This is a genomic window from Pseudomonas sp. Root71 (assembly GCF_001429045.1).
GTDB classification, from domain to species: Bacteria; Pseudomonadota; Gammaproteobacteria; order Pseudomonadales; family Pseudomonadaceae; genus Aquipseudomonas; species Aquipseudomonas monachiensis.
The window spans coordinates 83,917-100,398 of the sequence record NZ_LMHY01000008.1; the positions used below are offsets into that span (position 1 = coordinate 83,917).

Annotated in this window: 17 protein-coding genes and 1 pseudogene; 10 read left to right on the forward strand and 8 right to left on the reverse strand. The window is 55.4% G+C overall.

Annotation, left to right across the window (positions count from 1 at the left end; translation table 11 throughout):
• Positions 1-8: 8 nt before the first annotated feature.
• Positions 9-542 (reverse strand): type VI secretion system contractile sheath small subunit, encoded by a 534-nt coding sequence (gene tssB, locus ASD95_RS08805; RefSeq protein WP_007978739.1) that lies wholly within the window; start codon positions 540-542, stop codon positions 9-11.
• 68 nt (positions 543-610) lie between these two features.
• Complete coding sequence (locus tag ASD95_RS08810) at positions 611-1,363, reverse strand: hypothetical protein (protein WP_056723983.1); 753 nt, start codon at positions 1,361-1,363, stop codon at positions 611-613.
• A 702-nt stretch (positions 1,364-2,065) separates the two neighbouring features.
• On the opposite strand from ASD95_RS08810, the gene ASD95_RS08815 reads away from it, so the two are divergent.
• Positions 2,066-4,231 (forward strand): M48 family metallopeptidase, encoded by a 2,166-nt coding sequence (locus tag ASD95_RS08815; protein WP_056723985.1) that lies wholly within the window; start codon positions 2,066-2,068, stop codon positions 4,229-4,231.
• 35 nt (positions 4,232-4,266) lie between these two features.
• Here ASD95_RS08815 and ASD95_RS30260 read toward each other — a convergent pair whose 3' ends face one another.
• On the reverse strand, positions 4,267-4,503 hold the full coding sequence (locus ASD95_RS30260; protein ID WP_442965738.1) for a DUF6966 domain-containing protein: 237 nt from the start codon (positions 4,501-4,503) through the stop codon (positions 4,267-4,269).
• Positions 4,504-4,526: 23 nt separating this feature from the next.
• On the opposite strand from ASD95_RS30260, the gene ASD95_RS08820 reads away from it, so the two are divergent.
• The 4 genes from ASD95_RS08820 (at position 4,527) to ASD95_RS08835 (ending at position 6,462) form a co-directional block, all read left to right on the forward strand.
• Complete coding sequence (locus tag ASD95_RS08820) at positions 4,527-5,042, forward strand: DUF4303 domain-containing protein (protein WP_056723987.1); 516 nt, start codon at positions 4,527-4,529, stop codon at positions 5,040-5,042.
• Between the two features lie 40 nt (positions 5,043-5,082).
• Entirely contained in the window at positions 5,083-5,625 is a 543-nt protein-coding gene (locus tag ASD95_RS08825; RefSeq protein WP_056723989.1) for a CbrC family protein, read from the forward strand.
• A 117-nt stretch (positions 5,626-5,742) separates the two neighbouring features.
• The gene (locus ASD95_RS08830) at positions 5,743-5,949 is read left to right on the forward strand and encodes a hypothetical protein (RefSeq protein WP_056723991.1); all 207 of its coding nucleotides are present in this window, start codon (positions 5,743-5,745) and stop codon (positions 5,947-5,949) included.
• A gap of 39 nt (positions 5,950-5,988) precedes the next feature.
• A complete protein-coding gene (locus tag ASD95_RS08835) occupies positions 5,989-6,462 on the forward strand; it encodes a hypothetical protein (protein WP_056723993.1) in 474 nt (157 codons plus the stop codon).
• A 425-nt stretch (positions 6,463-6,887) separates the two neighbouring features.
• Here the strand turns inward: ASD95_RS08835 and ASD95_RS29680 are convergent, their stop codons facing one another.
• From ASD95_RS29680 to ASD95_RS08860, 5 genes are all read right to left on the reverse strand, one after another.
• Positions 6,888-7,796: an immunity protein Tsi6 family protein gene (locus ASD95_RS29680; protein WP_236709729.1), complete on the reverse strand. Its 909-nt coding sequence runs from the start codon at positions 7,794-7,796 to the stop codon at positions 6,888-6,890.
• A gap of 68 nt (positions 7,797-7,864) precedes the next feature.
• On the reverse strand, positions 7,865-8,128 hold the full coding sequence (locus tag ASD95_RS08845; RefSeq protein WP_056723995.1) for a hypothetical protein: 264 nt from the start codon (positions 8,126-8,128) through the stop codon (positions 7,865-7,867).
• Entirely contained in the window at positions 8,115-8,345 is a 231-nt protein-coding gene (locus ASD95_RS08850) for a hypothetical protein (protein WP_052760685.1), read from the reverse strand. Before ASD95_RS08850 ends, ASD95_RS08845 begins: the two co-directional genes overlap by 14 nt.
• Positions 8,346-8,407: 62 nt before the next feature.
• Positions 8,408-8,737 carry a hypothetical protein gene (locus ASD95_RS08855; RefSeq protein ID WP_046820293.1) on the reverse strand — a complete coding sequence of 110 codons (330 nt, stop codon included), beginning with the start codon at positions 8,735-8,737 and terminating at the stop codon, positions 8,408-8,410.
• 8 nt (positions 8,738-8,745) lie between these two features.
• Positions 8,746-10,206, reverse strand: a complete 1,461-nt coding sequence (locus ASD95_RS08860) for a DUF6861 domain-containing protein (RefSeq protein WP_056723996.1) — start codon at positions 10,204-10,206, stop codon at positions 8,746-8,748.
• 719 nt (positions 10,207-10,925) lie between these two features.
• Between ASD95_RS08860 and ASD95_RS08865 the strand changes: the two genes are divergently transcribed.
• The 5 genes and pseudogenes from ASD95_RS08865 to ASD95_RS08895 all read left to right on the forward strand — a co-directional run.
• Entirely contained in the window at positions 10,926-12,761 is a 1,836-nt protein-coding gene (locus tag ASD95_RS08865; protein ID WP_056723998.1) for a type VI secretion system Vgr family protein, read from the forward strand.
• Between the two features lie 23 nt (positions 12,762-12,784).
• A complete protein-coding gene (locus ASD95_RS08870; RefSeq protein ID WP_056724000.1) occupies positions 12,785-13,381 on the forward strand; it encodes a DcrB-related protein in 597 nt (198 codons plus the stop codon).
• Entirely contained in the window at positions 13,378-14,607 is a 1,230-nt protein-coding gene (locus ASD95_RS08875) for a PAAR domain-containing protein (protein WP_156385753.1), read from the forward strand. The genes ASD95_RS08870 and ASD95_RS08875 overlap by 4 nt, the downstream gene beginning before the upstream one ends.
• Positions 14,608-14,619: 12 nt before the next feature.
• Positions 14,620-15,333: an SMI1/KNR4 family protein gene (locus ASD95_RS08885; protein ID WP_056724005.1), complete on the forward strand. Its 714-nt coding sequence runs from the start codon at positions 14,620-14,622 to the stop codon at positions 15,331-15,333.
• Between the two features lie 484 nt (positions 15,334-15,817).
• Positions 15,818-16,482 (forward strand): annotated as a pseudogene (locus tag ASD95_RS08895) (RHS repeat domain-containing protein); the annotation flags it as partial.

The window sequence follows — 16,482 nt, forward strand, 5'->3', positions numbered from 1 at the left end:
TCAGGCTCCTACGCTTTGCCGTCGGTGGCTGGAACGGCGGCTTCACGGCCGAATTCCTTGCCCAGGGTTTTCAACTTCTCGGTGTTCTGCAACACGTCCATCAGCAGCTCTTCGAGCTTGTCGTTGCCGCCCATCTTGTTGCGCAGGTCCGCCAGCTTGTTGCGCACTTCCAGCAGCTTGCGCAGCGGCTCGACCTGCTTGACCACGTTCTGCGGTTCGAAGTCTTCGAGGGCGTTGAAGTTGAGCTCGACGCCCAGCTGCGTGCCGTTCTTGGCCAAGGTGTTGTCGACGCGGTAGGTCAGGCGCGGCTTGATACCCTTGAGCACGCCGTTGAAGTTGTCGCGGTCGATGAAAATGAACTTGCGGTCCTTGAGCTTCGGCAGCGGCTCCAGCGGGTTGCCGGAGAAATCGCCCAGCACACCGACGACAAAGGGCAGCTCTTTCTTTTCCTGAGCGTCACCGATATCCACGTCGTAGGTGATATGGACCCGAGGCGCGCGAACGCGGTCGAGTTTGTGCTGGGTACTTTCCTTCTTCGCCATCGTGATCTCCTGTGCGATCAATTCGCTGCAAGTCGTTTGCGTGTCGGTCCAATGCCTGGCCGGGCGCGTTACATTCCTTCGATCGTCAGCAGCAGGCGCTGACGGATTTCATCGTTCATTTCCATGATGTTGGCGTGGCCCACCAGCTCTTCGAAGCTGGTGTTGCCGGCGATCTGGGTACTGCTGCGGATCACCGCCTCGTCGGGCAGTTGCGAGCGAACCGGCGAGCTGATGACGCAGAAGGGCAGGTCGCCGAACTCCTTCAAGCGTTCGAAACTGACGGGAAAACGCAGGCCTTCGAGCAGGCGGCTGATGCCGGGCGACTTGCTCAGGCAGTAGAACAGCACCAGGTAATGCACCACGAAGCGGTACAGTTCGGCGCTGCTGCGATTGGGGTCTTTGATGACGGTGCGAAAACGGGCCAGGTCGAACGAACTGAAGCCCACCACCCAGCGCACGGGGCTGGTGATGCGAATGGATTGGCCGCTTTGGGACAGCACCTTGTCGTACTCCAGCGCAAACAGTTGCGGAGTGGTGCTGAGCAGGTTGAGGGGCACTTCGAGTTCGTTGACCAGCTGGAACGGAGCACCCGAGCCGATGCGGTCGTAGAGCTCCTTGAGTTCCTTGAAGTGGTGCTGGGTTTCGCGGCCGCTGCTGCGTTGCGCACCCTGCAGGTACTCACCGAAAAACGCTTGCGGACGGATCAGCAAAGCCAGGGTCGCCAGGTAGTCCGAAGCCTGCGCCTTGAGCGCATCGGAAATGGCCCGGGTCTGGCTTCGCAGCTTGATCAATGCTTCAACATCAAAAAACGTCTGAGTCATCGGTACATCGTCCTTGAACACTGCGCGACGACTACCCGGATATACACGGGAGTACGTGCGCAGCGACTAATTTCTCGATTGAACGTCTGTTCACGAGTTGTGATTGCTGATGTTTCACATCAAAAAATCACACTGCCAGGAATCATTGGGAGTGCGATGCTGGCATATGGATATCGAGTTGCCAGTAACGTCGTGTATGGCAACAGGATGTGTAGGAAAGTTCCTACGAGGCGGGGATTTTTTCTTTTTTTTGTTACGTGTCGCAATGATGTCTGGTTGCCATCATTTGCCGGATCTGAATGGCGGAAGTGTCTGAAACCCAATAAATTCAATGGTTTCAGGCAAATAATGGATCCAATTTTTAATTGAAAAAAATTGAAAAAAGGTGAACCGGTTCACCCAATGCCCGCTTGATGATCCGCTGAGGAAAAGGTTGAAGGATAAGTGTCATATAACCGGCAAGGAAGTGATGGCATCTCGAGGTGTCCGGGATATACGAGGCGTCCATTCCATTGCTGAACGAGTGTTCGGGCACTATGGCGTTACATATCGACGATATTTCTGTATAACGCGCCAGGTACGACTGCGCCCCATAACTTTCATGTCGGGCCGTGCAATAGCGTGAGGGCTTCCGGGCCTTTGTTAAATGGAATTTATGCGCGCCACGGATGTAAGGCGACGCGACTATTGAGGCCCTGTCTCATGAGAACGTTGAAACTCATTGCCGTACTTATTCTCCTGCCGCTTTGCCTTGGTTTGTTTGGCGCCTGGGAGTTACAACGCAGTACCGAGAGCATCAAGGAGTTCGCTGATATCAACGCCGAACTGGGCGAGATGCATGTCGAACTCGAAGCGATGGTTGCCAAACCGTTCTCCCGCTCGGCCACAGTCGATATCAACGGTGAACGCATGGGTGTCCACCTGGCTTTATCGCGCGTTACCCAGGCCGAGCACGAACTGACCATCTTGCAACCGGTGGCTGCCGTGATGAGCAACCTGGCCAAGGGTGCCATCACCCTCGGCCTCCTGGCTTCCCTGGTCGGCGTGCTGGGGCTGCTGGGTCTGCGTTGGGCCGGTGCCCGCGCGAGCCATTCCCGTGAACGATTGCTGCACACCTTCAGCCGAGTGAGTCGCCTGTTGCCGTATCTGCTGGTGGGGCACATTGTCGCCATGGGCGCGGCGGTAGCGGCCATTCTCGGTTTCGAAGGCCTGGGGCTGTGGCACATGGGGAAAATGGCCGCCGGTGAATTCAAACTGATGCTCATCGTGTTGATGCTGATGCTCGGTTTCCTGTATTCGATCTGGCAGATGGGCAAGCAGCTGCCGGTCATGCTGCGCATGTTCCAGTCCACACCGATGAACGTTCTGGGCCAGGTGGCCACACCGCAACAGGCGCCAGCGTTGTGGGCCTATGTTCGCCAGCTGGCGGATCAACTCGGCGCGTTGGCACCCGAGCACATCGTGCTGGGCATGACCGAAGGCTTTTACGTCACCTCCAGCGACGTCAACCTGCTGCCGTCAGGCACCGCGCTCAAGGGCCGCACACTGCACGTGCCGATGCTGTACCTGGGCCTGCTCGATCCGGCGGAGACCGGTGCGGTCATCGGTCACGAACTGGCGCACTTCGCCGGTGCCGATACCGAGTACAGCTTGCGCTTTGTGCCGATCTACGAAGGGATCGGCCGCAGCCTCGGGGTGATTGCCGAAACCATGCTGCAAAGCGATGTACTGCAACGCACGACGCTGTGGCCGGCCTTCATGCTCGGTGAGTATTTCATGGAGCGTTTCGATCACGCGGTGAACCATTGGAGCCGCGTGCGGGAACTGGCGGCGGACGCGGCGGGCGCGCAGTTGGCGGGGAACATTGCCATCGCTTCGGCGCTGGTGCGTATTTCGGCCATCGACCCGTTGTTGCAACAGTGTGTATTTACCCGTGTGTCGCAAGCGACCAACCCGGGTGCCGGGTACGTCCCGCCCCACGACTTGCCAACCAGCGTCGTGCAGGAATTGGCCGCGCAGCCGCTGACCCTGCCCGAGGAGGAAATGGCAGCCAGCCTGCCGCATCCATCGGACACCCATCCCTCCAATCTTGAGCGGCTGGCGTCCCTGCAAGTCACGGTCGAAGAGGCCGTCAGCCGCGGCACCCGCCCGATCAACGCGGCACAAGCCTGCGCCGCGATGGATCACTATTTCGCCGACCCCCAGGCATTGCGTGCGCGCATTACCGAGGACTTCCTCGGCCACTACGTGGAGCAGGACGCGGCGGTTGTGCAGGAGTTGCGTAGCCATGCCGGCAATGCCACGGAGGAAGTCCGACTGCATGAAGGCGCACGATTGCGCGGGTGGATTACCTTGATTTGTTTCTCGCTTTTCATGTTGTTGGGCTTGGGGCTGCTGGTCTTGCCGTGGCTGTTGCCGCAGGCTTCAGGGAGTAACAAATCGATGATACTGGCTGCTGGTGGGGTGCTCGTCGTATTGATGGCATGCCTGCTGCCATTCTCGTTGCGCTTGCTCAAGCGGGCGAACAAGACCGCGTTGTTGCTGACGCCCGAGCACTTCGTTTTTGCCAACCTCAAGGCACCACTGCCGATCCGGCACGTCGCTGATTTTGGTCTGCAAATGGGCCAGGGGCTGCACTTGAATCTGCTGCTGGAAGACGATGCTCCGATGCCTGAGTTGGCCTCGCGCTCGTTCTTTTCGCCTGATGCGAAGCTCGACAAGAAAAAGCGCTGGGTCCAGTTACAGTTGATTCAGTTCTGTCGGGACGACAAAAAGCTCAAGAATGAGCAATTGGCGGAACTGATCGGCACCTACCTCAATGCAGGCACTGCGCGGCACTTGCTGCAGCAGCGATTCGAGCAGGCCTGAAGGCTTTCAGCATTGGCAAGCGTGGGGCGCCGGGTTCAATGGCTCCCTGCGCAAAGCTGATGAAGATCTGATAGCAGCCCTTGCAGTTCGTTGTTTTCGTCCAGCAAGGGTTTTGCATTTTCATACAGAACAACGTCGTTGATTGAGCCCATGCCGCCGTACAGCGATATCAGATGAAACAACGCGTACGCCGTATCCTGGGGCAGCGGCCGCCCGCCTTTCTGTTCAGGGCCAGGGAAGTGGTCGGCGATGTTGAGGGCACGGATATGGATGGTTTCATGAGGTTCTTTTTTGAATGAGCGACTCGGGCCAGATCAACGACCATTTTCAGCGAGATGTTCAGGTAGCGTGCAAGAAGGCCATCGAGCAATTTCGCCAAGCGCACCCCACCGCCGATGTCTGTGGGTTTGCGCTGTACTCAGACGCGGATGCGCGGACGCTGGTGCCGTCGTTCAACACGGCTGATCACTTGGCGCGCGTGCAGGCTGAAGAACCTGCTGAGCAGGCGTATTTCAAATGGTCACCCGCTGAATGGAGCCACGAAACCTTCGGTGGCGAACACTTCAACGTCCTGTCGAGCCTGTTGTGGGACTTGGCTGATTCGATTCCCGATGAAGATTTTGAACGTCACCGCGCACTCGTCTTCGAACACTGTGTTGCGGCCTTGAAGCCGCTGACGACGTGCGCGTTTGAGAACGCCATTTATGTATTCGCAGTCTCTGACTCTCAAAGCGTGCCGGAAGAAATCGCCTGGATTACGCAACTCAATACCCCCGAGCAAGCCCTCGAATTCAAGACATGGTTAGAGTAGGTCGAGCAATGAAAGGCATGCACTTAACAAGGATGCGTACATGACACTGCCCCACTTTATTTATCATCCCGATCCCGTCGGTAGCGGTTCGGTGCAAGCCTCTTACGCCACTTGCGTGAGCTGCAATCAGGCGCGAGGCTACATTTATGTGGGCCCGGTATACGCCATTGATGAATACGAAAACTGCATCTGCCCTTGGTGCATTGCCGACGGGAGTGCGCACCAGCGTCTGGGCGCAACGTTTGTCGATGACGAGAGTATCGGCCTGGACGGCGAAGACACGCTGAGCGAGGAGCAGATCGCCGAAGTCAGCCAGCGCACGCCTGGTTTTAATGGCTGGCAGCAAGAGTGCTGGTTGACCCACTGCGACGACGCAGCCGAGTTTGTCGGTAAGGCCGGCCATGCAGAGTTGCTTGAACTGGGCCCAGCAGCCATCGCCGCCGTTCAGGACTCAACAGGATTGGAGGACGGTCCACAGTGGCGAGCGTTCTTAAATGCCCTGGATAAGGATCATGGGCCTACCGCCTACCTGTTCAAATGTCGCCACTGCGCCACGCTGGGCGCTTACCAAGACAGCCATTGATACCCAAAGTGCTCAATCCGTGGCGACCCACAAGGAAGAATCTCTGATGACCGACGATCACACCCCCGACTTCACCAAAGTCCCCACCGGCATGCTGCCGTTCCCACCTGTGAAGACGTGTTTGTCGCCGATCAACTGGAACTGGCCAACCATCTGCACCCTTTGTTCAGCTTAGATATCAGCACCGTAAACCCCGAGTGGTCGGGCGTGCTGCACATGCTCAGCCCGTTGGAACCGTACGAGGGCTTTGTCGGCGAGCTGAACGAGCGGGACGGGTGCCATGGCTACCATTACCGGACGGCCGGTGCAAACAGAGCCGATTGAAGGCTTGGTGCTATTCACCTTCGATTACAGTTGAATCCCATGAACAAGACCGAACTGCAAACTCTTGTAGTCAGGGTTAAAAAGTATCTCTTGATTATCTTTTTGCTCTGCCTTGTAGGCGTTTTCATCTATGCGTACCTGCACAAACCGGAATTTCCTTCCGAGGTAGTCCTGAAGCAAGACTTCATTCCGGGGCAGTCGATCTACATCGTTCAAGATGCCAGGGATCCAGATGAGCCCAAAAACCTGAGGTTCTACGTCAACAATGGCGACGGCAGGAATAATGAGACTATGAAGGTGCTCCTCGGCAAGACCCCGGCCTTCCTGGTTTCGGACACTGACTTGAAGGACGTGGTAATCCAGCGTGTCTCCAACGGCCTGCACATCAAACTCAAAGGCGCAGTCTCGAATTACCAGAGCAACCTTTACCTTGAAGACGGCGACACTTACACCACCTACCGTGTAAGCCTTGAGCAAGTCGAAACGCGACCGCCCTTGCCGAGCGGTCGGTAAGCTTATTTCAGCAAGGCAACCACTGCGCAGACAACCGCAATCGCCAGCGCCGGCCACTGCATCGGAATAAAAAGAAGTGGTGGCGAACGCCATCGGCGTGAACCCGGCGATTCAATACAAAGCCCAGTACAACATTGATGGCTGAACCAATACGTTCCCAACAGTGCGGCAACCGCCAAAACCCTCGATTACAGCCTGAAGCGCTGGGTAGCGCTGACACACTACCTGGAACTGGTGCCAACTTAAATTTAAGTGCACACCCTGTCTGGGCTTTTCGGGGCTGGGTAGATGACTTTGCCGGACGCTTAATACGGTGTGTTCGCCAGACGCTTACGATTCGCTATCCATAGGATTCCGTTGTCGCCGCGGTACCACGTTTCGGTCACTACGTTACCTTTAGCGTTATCCGTGAAGTCGCAGCAATTTCATGTGCGAGGAAGACTTTCCGGTGGCAACCCGTTAGGCAGCTGAATCTTCAGACCGCGTGAGATCTGAATGCCTATGTAGAAGGCATCCCCCAGTACGCCAGCAAGTTCAGGATCGTCGGCTTCAAACTCTTTGCTGGCCCAAACGCCGATGGTCAATTGGTGCAACCGGGCTTTATCTTTTTCAACGCCCAGCAACACGTTCTTGATGAATTGCAACTGGATTAACGAGCTTGAATAAATCTGGAATTCTGGACAGCCGTTGTATCTCAGGGCGGTGATGGTGATCGCATTGTCAATGTAGTCGAGGGCAGTTGTCGGCGTTTTCAAGAGGCGGTCCCTCTCGGTACCAACGTCTTGATTGCTGCGCGACGCCACGTATTGATCAAACATTCGGACCTGCTCTCCAATCCGGGCAGAGTCTCGATTGGAATCAACATGTTTTCTATAGGTAAGGAATTGTTCCGATTGTGGTCCATGGGCCAACAGCGAAACAATGGCCGCACATTGTATGAGCCAATAGATTTCGAACGAGGATTCGGTACCTCGACAATAACCAATATCTGTCCCCTTGCCGTACAAGTCACGAGCCAGTCGGCTGGCTTTATCGCGGTTTATCATCGTCTCTGATGTCCATCCGGCCCGGTCATTTGCGATGACGAATACCCGATAACGCTGCAACAGGAGGGCATCCACTAGCGTCAGGTCCGGGCAGGCAGGGAGCATCAACGGTACAAAAACCTCTGGCTCACGATTGCTCGGCAGCCACGACAGGTTCCTTTCCACTCGGGAAGGTTGCTTGTCCACTTCGGTCAAGGTGGCTGCATCGACAACCTGCTCGGTGGGGGCGGGTGGAGGAGCGGGCTTTTGTCTGAAAAAGGTTTTCAAGCGCTTCAGTAGTTTTGACATGGAGGTAGCCGTTCAAGGATTTTGATTTCGAGGACAGCGGTCCATTGGTCCGGAGTGACGAGCTTGCCTTAGATAGCCGTTCCTCTATTGGCCCCCGGCTGCACAATCAGCAGGTCATCCAGCTCTCTGCGGCGACAGCTCATGGCAAACGCCAGGGCCGTATCAAGATCCGTTTGGAAGAGATCGAAGTTTGCCCGGTCAATTTGGTAATACTCCTCGTAGTCGACCATGCCGTTGCTGACTGGAATCGACAGGTAAAGGCGACCTGTTGTCTCCTCGACGCCTAAGGCAAACATATGTTCACGGCTTTTGAAAACGTCACTGAATTTCATCGTGTCCTTGATCTGGTGGTTGGCGGTTTTTATCTTCGCGCATTCTGGATTTAATGAGTTTGTACGATGACCAGTCGCGACCACCAATCAGCTCAATGTAAAAGTTCGCGTAAGCGCCGTTCAGATCACCCAGCATTCTCAGATTTGTTTCGTCGAAAAGGCGGTGGCCAGGAATAATGTCTTCGTTGGCGAAACGCTCGCCTTTCTGAATAGCCATTCAATCCTTACCGCGTTGCAGTACGCCTTGCTTGAGTCAAAGGGCTACGGCATTTTATGTGCTTATGTAGGTTTCGGATTACTGTTCTTCTTTTCTTCCATCTGGGCTTTCAGTCGACGTAGCGTCGGGGATTCTCCTCCGATCAGTTCGATTTTAAACTCCGCAAAAGCGTGCTCAAGCTCTGCATATTGCTGCAACCCCTCCTCAGTGAACAGATAGCGTCCAGGGATATCCCGCCATTCCATAGGTGTGCGGATTTGACCACGCTCGGCCAAATCCATCAGAGGGGCCAGTTCTAGATCCAATTTAGCTGCAGCAGGGTCTTTTGCCTTTAATGCATCGATGGCTGCCCGTAGCTTCAGGGTCTTTTCTTTAAGTTTTTCGATATCCATAGGAGGCTCTAGTTAGCTGTGGTTCCGATCAATTTTGGTGTTCCCCACTCGGCACGGTTAGGTGTCAGATATTGGAATGATTCACCGGTTCTCTGGATTGCACCGCTCAATTCTGATGTAGGGGCGACTTTACTGACAAAAACCTCGGTTGGCTTCAATGGTGCCATCTCGTAGATCGAATAGGTGGTTGATTCGCTGCTCAACGGCAATCCGAACGAATCAGCCAGTGTCCTCCCGGAGTTCGCGGCTGCCTGTAGCTCCTCATGAGTGGTAAAGAACGGCGAGTAAGGTGAAACGCCTTGGCCTTCGGGTACGATTTTCACAAGGGGCGAATCCATTAACCTTACTTCGGGGATGGTGGAGCCGGAAGCTACCTGGTCGAACGCCCGTGAGTAGATGGTTGTTGCATCAGCGTCAGGGGCAGCCGCTTGCAGTTTGCCCAGCAGTTTTTCCCCGTCAGGCGTATTCAGGAAGCCTTCGATTTGCTCGTTCGACAAGCCCTTGGTCTGGAAGGTTTTGACCTTCTTGACCTGATCCTCCACCGAAACGAAGTCAGGGTCCTGCTTGGCGTAATACTCACGCATTGTCTCCGGCTCGGCCTTCTGAAGAGGCGCCGGTTCCTTCACCCGCAACTCATCCCGAGCCAGCAACTTCTGCTCATTCCTTGCCAGCCAACCCGCCAACTGCTTGTTCGATATCTCCGCCTGAAGCTTCGCACTGCGGGTCGCGATGCTTTCCATGCTGTTCATCACGCCCGCTTTCATCTGGCCCCGGGTCAGGTAGGTGACGATGGCGGTGAGCAACAGCAGTACAAGTTGCTCCTGTCCGCGAGCCAGTTGTCGTGCCGCGCGTTCGATACGTTCCTGTACCAGTGCGGCGGAACCGCCGCTGGGGTCCAGGCCGGACGGTTTGACGCCTTCTTCGGCATGCCAGGCCGTGGCGATGCCTTCCTGCAAGGTCGAGAGGCAGGCGGGCAGGCCCTGGTAAAAATACTCGGCGATGGCTGACAGGCCCAGGCCCATGAGAATCAGGTTGCCGACCTGCAAGCCGATACCGGCCCCGGCAGCGGCTCCGGGGGCAGCGCCGACGCCGAATGCGAAGGCCCCCGCTGCGCCGCCGGCCACGGTGCCGATCGCTACGCTGCCGCCGAGAATCATCGAGACTTCCTTGACCAGTTGCAGCAGCACCGGCAGGATCTGCTCGATTTCAATCGAGGCCCACTTGCGCTTGAGATCCATCTGGATGATCGGGTAGGAGAGGGTCATCGCCTGATGCACCGCATCGATGCGGTGACCACCCATGTAGCCATAGGCCTGGCTCGCGCCATTGCTGACACGCCGGGTGAAGCCGTTCCAGTTGTCGTGAGCGCTCTGCAGGCCGTCGTTGACGCCCTGGTTCAGCTCGCTGAATTTCTGGTCGAGGTTGCGTTCGACATCGGCCCAGCTGGGCACGTTGGCTAAAAGATCCATTTACTCATCACTGTCCTTGGGGGAAAGGCGCTTCCTTGTTGCTGCGGTCGAGCTGTCGAATATCCGACTTCACATCATTGCCAAAGTGATGGCTATCAGCCCTGCTTCAGACTGCGGGGCGAGTTGAAAATTTCAACATGGATCCCATTTTTTGTTATTCGCGTTACATTCGGCAATGATGGCAATAAGGCATTAGTTGCCAGTCAGTGGCACCTAACTTCCCGTTCATCCTTGATATATCGGCGTTTCTGGGTGGCCAGCGTGGCGATAATTATTTTTCAGGGATTATCCCGAACTGAGTTCGAAGTGCGTGGAAGTGCCCGCATGCACTGCGTGCGGGTTGACACAGTGCATGACATGGGTGTCTCCTTCCCGCGTTCGAGAACCAGTGCAACTTGTAGAAGTGTGACAAATTTCTCAAATATTTTGCCGGGTAATGGCACTTTCATACTGCCTTGCGGTCGCAGTTCCTGACGCACAATGGCGTGTAAGGGATCTCATTCGGTGTTTAAAAAAATCGATGAAAATGAAGGATTTTTTGCAGGTGGCCTCTGGCAGAACTTGCAGATGATTCGTGCCTCAGACCGAAAACATAGGGTGGCGAAGTGTTCGCCTGGTTCAATGTTGCGGCAAACAGGGTTTTGACCCTCTTATCTGATTCGTTATGTGCAGTGGTTGAGAGAGGGCGGTAGCTTTCCACTGTTTTCAAGGAGATACACATGTTGATGGACCTTGCCGCAATGCTTTCCCCGCAAAATCGGCGCCTGTTCAAGTTCAAGAACCTCGCCAACCCCGAACAGCAATTGTTGCTTGAGTCCTTCAAGGGAACTGAAGGTCTGTCCCGTGCGTACAACTTCGAGTTGCTGCTGGTGTGCCAGGACTCCGACGTCGAGCTGAAGTCGATGATGGGTCAGCACGTGGTTCTGGAAATCGAGCTGGCAGACGCCACGCCTCGTTACCTGGCGGGCTATCTCACGCGGTTTGCCAGCATCGGCAGCGACGGCGGCATGGCTCGCTATACGGCGACGCTGAACCCCTGGTTCTCGATGCTGAAGAACCGCTTCGACACGCGCATTTTCCAGGGTTGCACGGTGGAAGATGTGGTCACCCAGGTGTTTGCCTTGTGCACCGCGTTTTCCCGGCACGAGTTCCGCCTGAGCAAGCCGCTCAAGCATTACACCTACATCACCCAGTACCGTGAAACGGACTTCAACTTTGTCCAGCGCCTGCTGGAAGAAGAGGGGATGTTCTACTACTTCGAGCACACTGCCGAAGGCCACACCATGATCATCTGCGACGACTCCAGCACGCTGGTGCCGTTGCCTGAACAGCCGCAGATCCGCTACCACACGGCATCGGTCACCGAGACCGCCGACTCCATTACGCAATGGAGCGGTAATCGCCAGTTGCAGTCCGGGAAAATGGCGGTCCAGACCTTCGATTATCGTCAGCCGTCCAATCGCTTGCCGGTCGCCATGAAGAGCCTGAACAAGCAAGGCGACGTCGACGACTTCGAAATCTATGATTTTCCTGGCCAATACACCCACGGCACCTACGACGAAGGCGAAGCGCTGCTGCGTTTGAGAGTCGAAGCGCTTGAACTCAAGGGCAAGAGTTTCCACGGCGCCAGTAACTGCCGCGCGATGAAGCCCGGCTACACCTTCGAACTGCTGCAGCATTACGATCACGACCAAGGCCCCGCCGATGATCGACAGTTCCTGCTGATGAGCGTCGAAAGCGAAGGCCACAACAACTACCTCAGCGGGCACCAGGCGAGCTACTACAACACCTTCGCCTGCGTGCGCAAAAAGATCGTCTTCCGCCCTCAGCTCACCACCCCGCGCCCGACCATCTCCGGCCCGCAGACCGCGATCATCGTCGGTCCGCCGGGGGAGGAAATCTTCACCGACGAACTCGGCCGGGTGAAGGTGCAGTTTCACTGGGACCGCAAGGGCGAGCACAACGACAAGAGCTCCTGCTGGGTCCGCGTCGCCCAGGCGGGTGCCAGCGGCGGCTTCGGCAGCATCCAGATTCCCCGTGTGGGCGATGAGGTCGTGGTGGTCTTCCTCGACGGCAACCCCGACCGCCCGCTGGTCATGGGCAGCCTCTACAACAGCCAGAACACGCCACCGTGGTCACTGCCGGCGAACAAGACCCAGAGCGGGTTCCTGACGCGGTCGATGAAGGGGAAGGGCAGCAATGCGAACTTTTTCCGCTTCGACGACAAGGCGGGTGCCGAGCAGATCATTGTCCATGCCGAGCGCAATATGGATACGGAAATCGAAGCTGACGAAACCCTTAAGGTTGGTGGAAGTCGCCAGATCAAGGTTGAAGGCAAGCACTCGGAAACAATCAAGCTGGAGACCAGCATTGCCGTAGAGGAGGGATCGTATTACGTCACCGTCGATAAAGGCGAAGTGAAGATCAAGGCTGCGACATCCATCACTCTGGAAGTCGGCGCCAGCAAGCTAGTCATGAATAAGGACGGGACGATTACCCTGTCCGGCATCGTGGTTGATGTGGAAGGTAAAACCGTCATCAACCTGAACAAATAAGCTGACGGATAAGGGACTGCCGCATGCGAACCAGTATTTACGACCGAATCTCCGAGCAAAGGATTCGTGAGGAACAGCGACTCGAAGCAGAGCGCTTGGAGCAGGAGGCACTCGACGCACCACCACCACCTCCCGAACGCTTTCAGACTAATGAGTTGAGTTTTGTTCGTCCTGCCCATCTCAAAGATAAAACATTCCATGTATTCACAATGACGGATATGGGACCCAGTCCTTTTTCGTTAGTCGTAGGGCGTTCGCCGATTGAGAGTGGTGCCGATCTTGAAACCATGGCTCAGCGCTTACTCGGCGAGTTGAAAAAATCTTTATCGCATGTTGAATGGATCGAGCCGCTTACTCCCGTTCAAGTGGCGGGGCTTGATGCGCGTCGAGTCGAGTTTCGCTGGCGACAACAGGGGCAACCAGTTCATCAATTGCAATTGATGTTTCTTCATCGCGATGAACATCAGCAAGAATTGCTCATGCAAATCACGGGCACCAGCAACAACCCCAAAGGCATGACGACTGAAGAGCGATGCCGCTTCGATGAGTTGATCGCCTCACTGGAATTGCGCTATCCGCCTGATAACGAGGTTGACGCTGAAGAGGCTTCGCAAGAATGAGCGAAGCAGCGGCACGCCTGGATGATCCAATTGAGCATTCCCGCGCGCTAAGTGGGCTACTGGGGGGGCTCGCCCTCGGCGCAGGTGCGGTGCTGATTGGTATCGCAATTGTAGGAACCGCGGGTTTTGGCGCAATCGCGCTGGGTGCCATGGTTGGAGCCGGTGCAGCAACGGGTGCCGGCATCGGCCAATTACTTGGAAGTCTTTCGTTTGCCACTCATGACGCAGGCCAGATCAACAGTGGTTCAGGAAATGTGTTTATCAATGGGAGGGCCGCCGCTAGGGCTCACGTCGATACTGCGGTGTGCACACAACATGGTTCAGCCCCTCAGATTTTGGCCCAAGGTAGCGACTCGGTACGTATCAACGGTCAGCCTGCTGCGCGTGTTGGAGATCGAACGGTATGTGACGGAAAAATCAGTGCAGGCTCCGCTAATGTATTCATCGGCGGGGGCACCGATACGACCGACCCGATAAATCCCGAAGTCCCGGAGTGGCTGGAGCGAGCAGTTCTCGTCGTCGGTTTGGCGAGTGCCTTCGTATTGGCAAGCCCGGTGGTCGTGGTTGCAGGGCTTGTTGGCGCTGTCGCAGGGGGATTGGCGGGAAATTGGGCTGGCGGGGAGTTGTTTGGTCAAGGGTCAGATGGACAGAAACTGATGGCCTTCGGTGGCGCTTTGTTAGGAGGAGGGCTAGGGGCTAAAGGTGGTAAGTGGTTCGATGCGCGGTATGAGATTAAGGTTCAGGGGGTTGGGTCGAATCTAGGTAACGTAAAAATCGTTAAGCGGCCGACTTTGCCTCCACCTGAGCACAAAGGGGTTTCACCAGATCTCTATCAAAAGCTCAGGTCAAGGACGCCGAGCAAAGAGATTCAAACTATGGTCAACGAAAAGGTTGAGCTCCCGATGAAGGATCCGGCACTTCCCGGGTTAGAAATCACCAAGCCCTTACATGCGGACCACATCGTTCCCATGAAGCAAATTACGGAAATGGATGGTTTTAACAAACTTTCCTTTGGTAATCAGCTGGAAGTATTAAATCATAAGCCGAATTTTTCGCCCTTGAGCGAAACTGCAAATACTTCAAGGGGGGCTAAGACATACGAACAATGGACGCGCTACAAAAAAGGAAATGTGGATGTTGATCCTGCCTTTAGACGTAGTATGATGGAGCGTGCGGCGAAGCTCGAAGTTGAACTGCAGGAAAAAATTTATAGCCTTTTGCCTTAGAAGGAGTCGAAAGTGATTACATTGGAATGCGTGGTAGAGCAAGTTAAAACTTCTTTTGTCGGTCGTGATGTGTATTTTTCGCCGAATGAATTGCCCGTGAATGTAATTATTCCTGCGGAGTGGAAAGAGTTTGGTGCTGTTTTTTCTGAGAAACCTAAGTTTCCCACAGCATGGAATTCTTTTGCTGGTAAAATGCCTTGGGTGTTGTCCTTGCTAGATACATGCTTGGTCGGCACGTTTGTCTTGGGTGGCGAGAAAGTTGAATTGTTATATGTCTTCCATGATGCTAGTGGTCTTTATTACTATGTCGGCGGGTTGCCACTAAGTAGCTGTCCATTGAAGTCAGATAAGATCAATCTGATTGCGGGTAGGTTGTCGGATTTCTATTTGCATGTACACAATGGCTTCACTTTTTTTCCCGCGCAATCAATGGGGCCTCAAAAGATCGAAGACTTTTCATGTGTGGCAGATTTAATTGATGAAGAAGAAACGAGCTTCGCAGCAAACTGGGTCACAATTTTTTCTAATGGGGGCGGGGATTATTTAGCTGTCGATATAAATAATCATGCGGATGATAAAGGTGTTATCTGGTGGCATGAGCAACCCATGGAGCCGGAATTGGGTATAGATGTTTTTGAGGTGATGGATACGTGGATTTCTATATTTCTGGAAGATACACAATCACGAAGTGATGTATTGATAAAAGAATCTAAATTCAAAGCTTAAATTCGCCTGAAAAAATACTATGGCCTGCGACATCCAGATGAATTACCCCGACTACAGGGCCTGGCGCACCCCAAAAGAAACCTCATCGCCGAAGTCGACGCCCTCGGCCACACCACCGAATACCTGAACGGCGACGACGGCCTGCCGCACACCATCATCGACGCGACCCACAAGTCCAAATACCTGCCGACCGCGCAGGGCAAGCAACTGGGCGTCAGCGAAGAAACGCTGGAATTCTCCTACGACTTGCTCGGAAGGCTGATCCAGGAGACCACGGCGCANCCTGCCGACCGCGCAGGGCAAGCAACTGGGCGTCAGCGAAGAAACGCTGGAATTCTCCTACGACTTGCTCGGAAGGCTGATCCAGGAGACCACGGCGCAAGGCGCCTTGTCCTACGAATACGACCCACTGAGCAACCTCACCACCCTGACGTTGCCCACCGGCCAACACCTCAATCACCTGTATTACGGCAGCGGCCACCTNGCCTTGTCCTACGAATACGACCCACTGAGCAACCTCACCACCCTGACGTTGCCCACCGGCCAACACCTCAATCACCTGTATTACGGCAGCGGCCACCTGCACCAACTCAACCTCGACGGCCAGTTGATCAGCGACATCGAGCGCGACGACCTGCACCGCGAAGTCCTGCGCACTCAGGGCACCCTCACCAGTTGCTTCGGTTACGACGCCATGGGCCGCAAGAGCTGGCAGTTCGCCTCGCGCCTGCCGGCGGAAAAACTCTCGCGCCTGCACAACCCCGGCATCCAGCCCGACCTGCTGGTGGAGCACGCCTACAACCCGATCCACCGCCGTCACCAGTACGACCCGGCCGGCGARYTGACCCGCACCCTCGACAAACTGCGCGGCGAGATCAAGTACGAATACGAAGCCAACGGCCAGTTGCACAGCCGCGACACCGGGCAGTTGATCGACAGCGAAGAATTCCGCTACGACGCCGCGGCGAACCGGCTGAACTTCAACACCAGCCAGTTTGATCACGTCAAAGACAACCGTCTTAAACGCTGGCGGGATCAGGAGTATGCCTACGATGCGTGGGGCAACCTGATTGAAAAACGCAGCGGGATGGGCAMGCTGCAGACGTTTGGGTATGACTGTGAAAATCGGTTGGTGCGGGCGGAGACGTT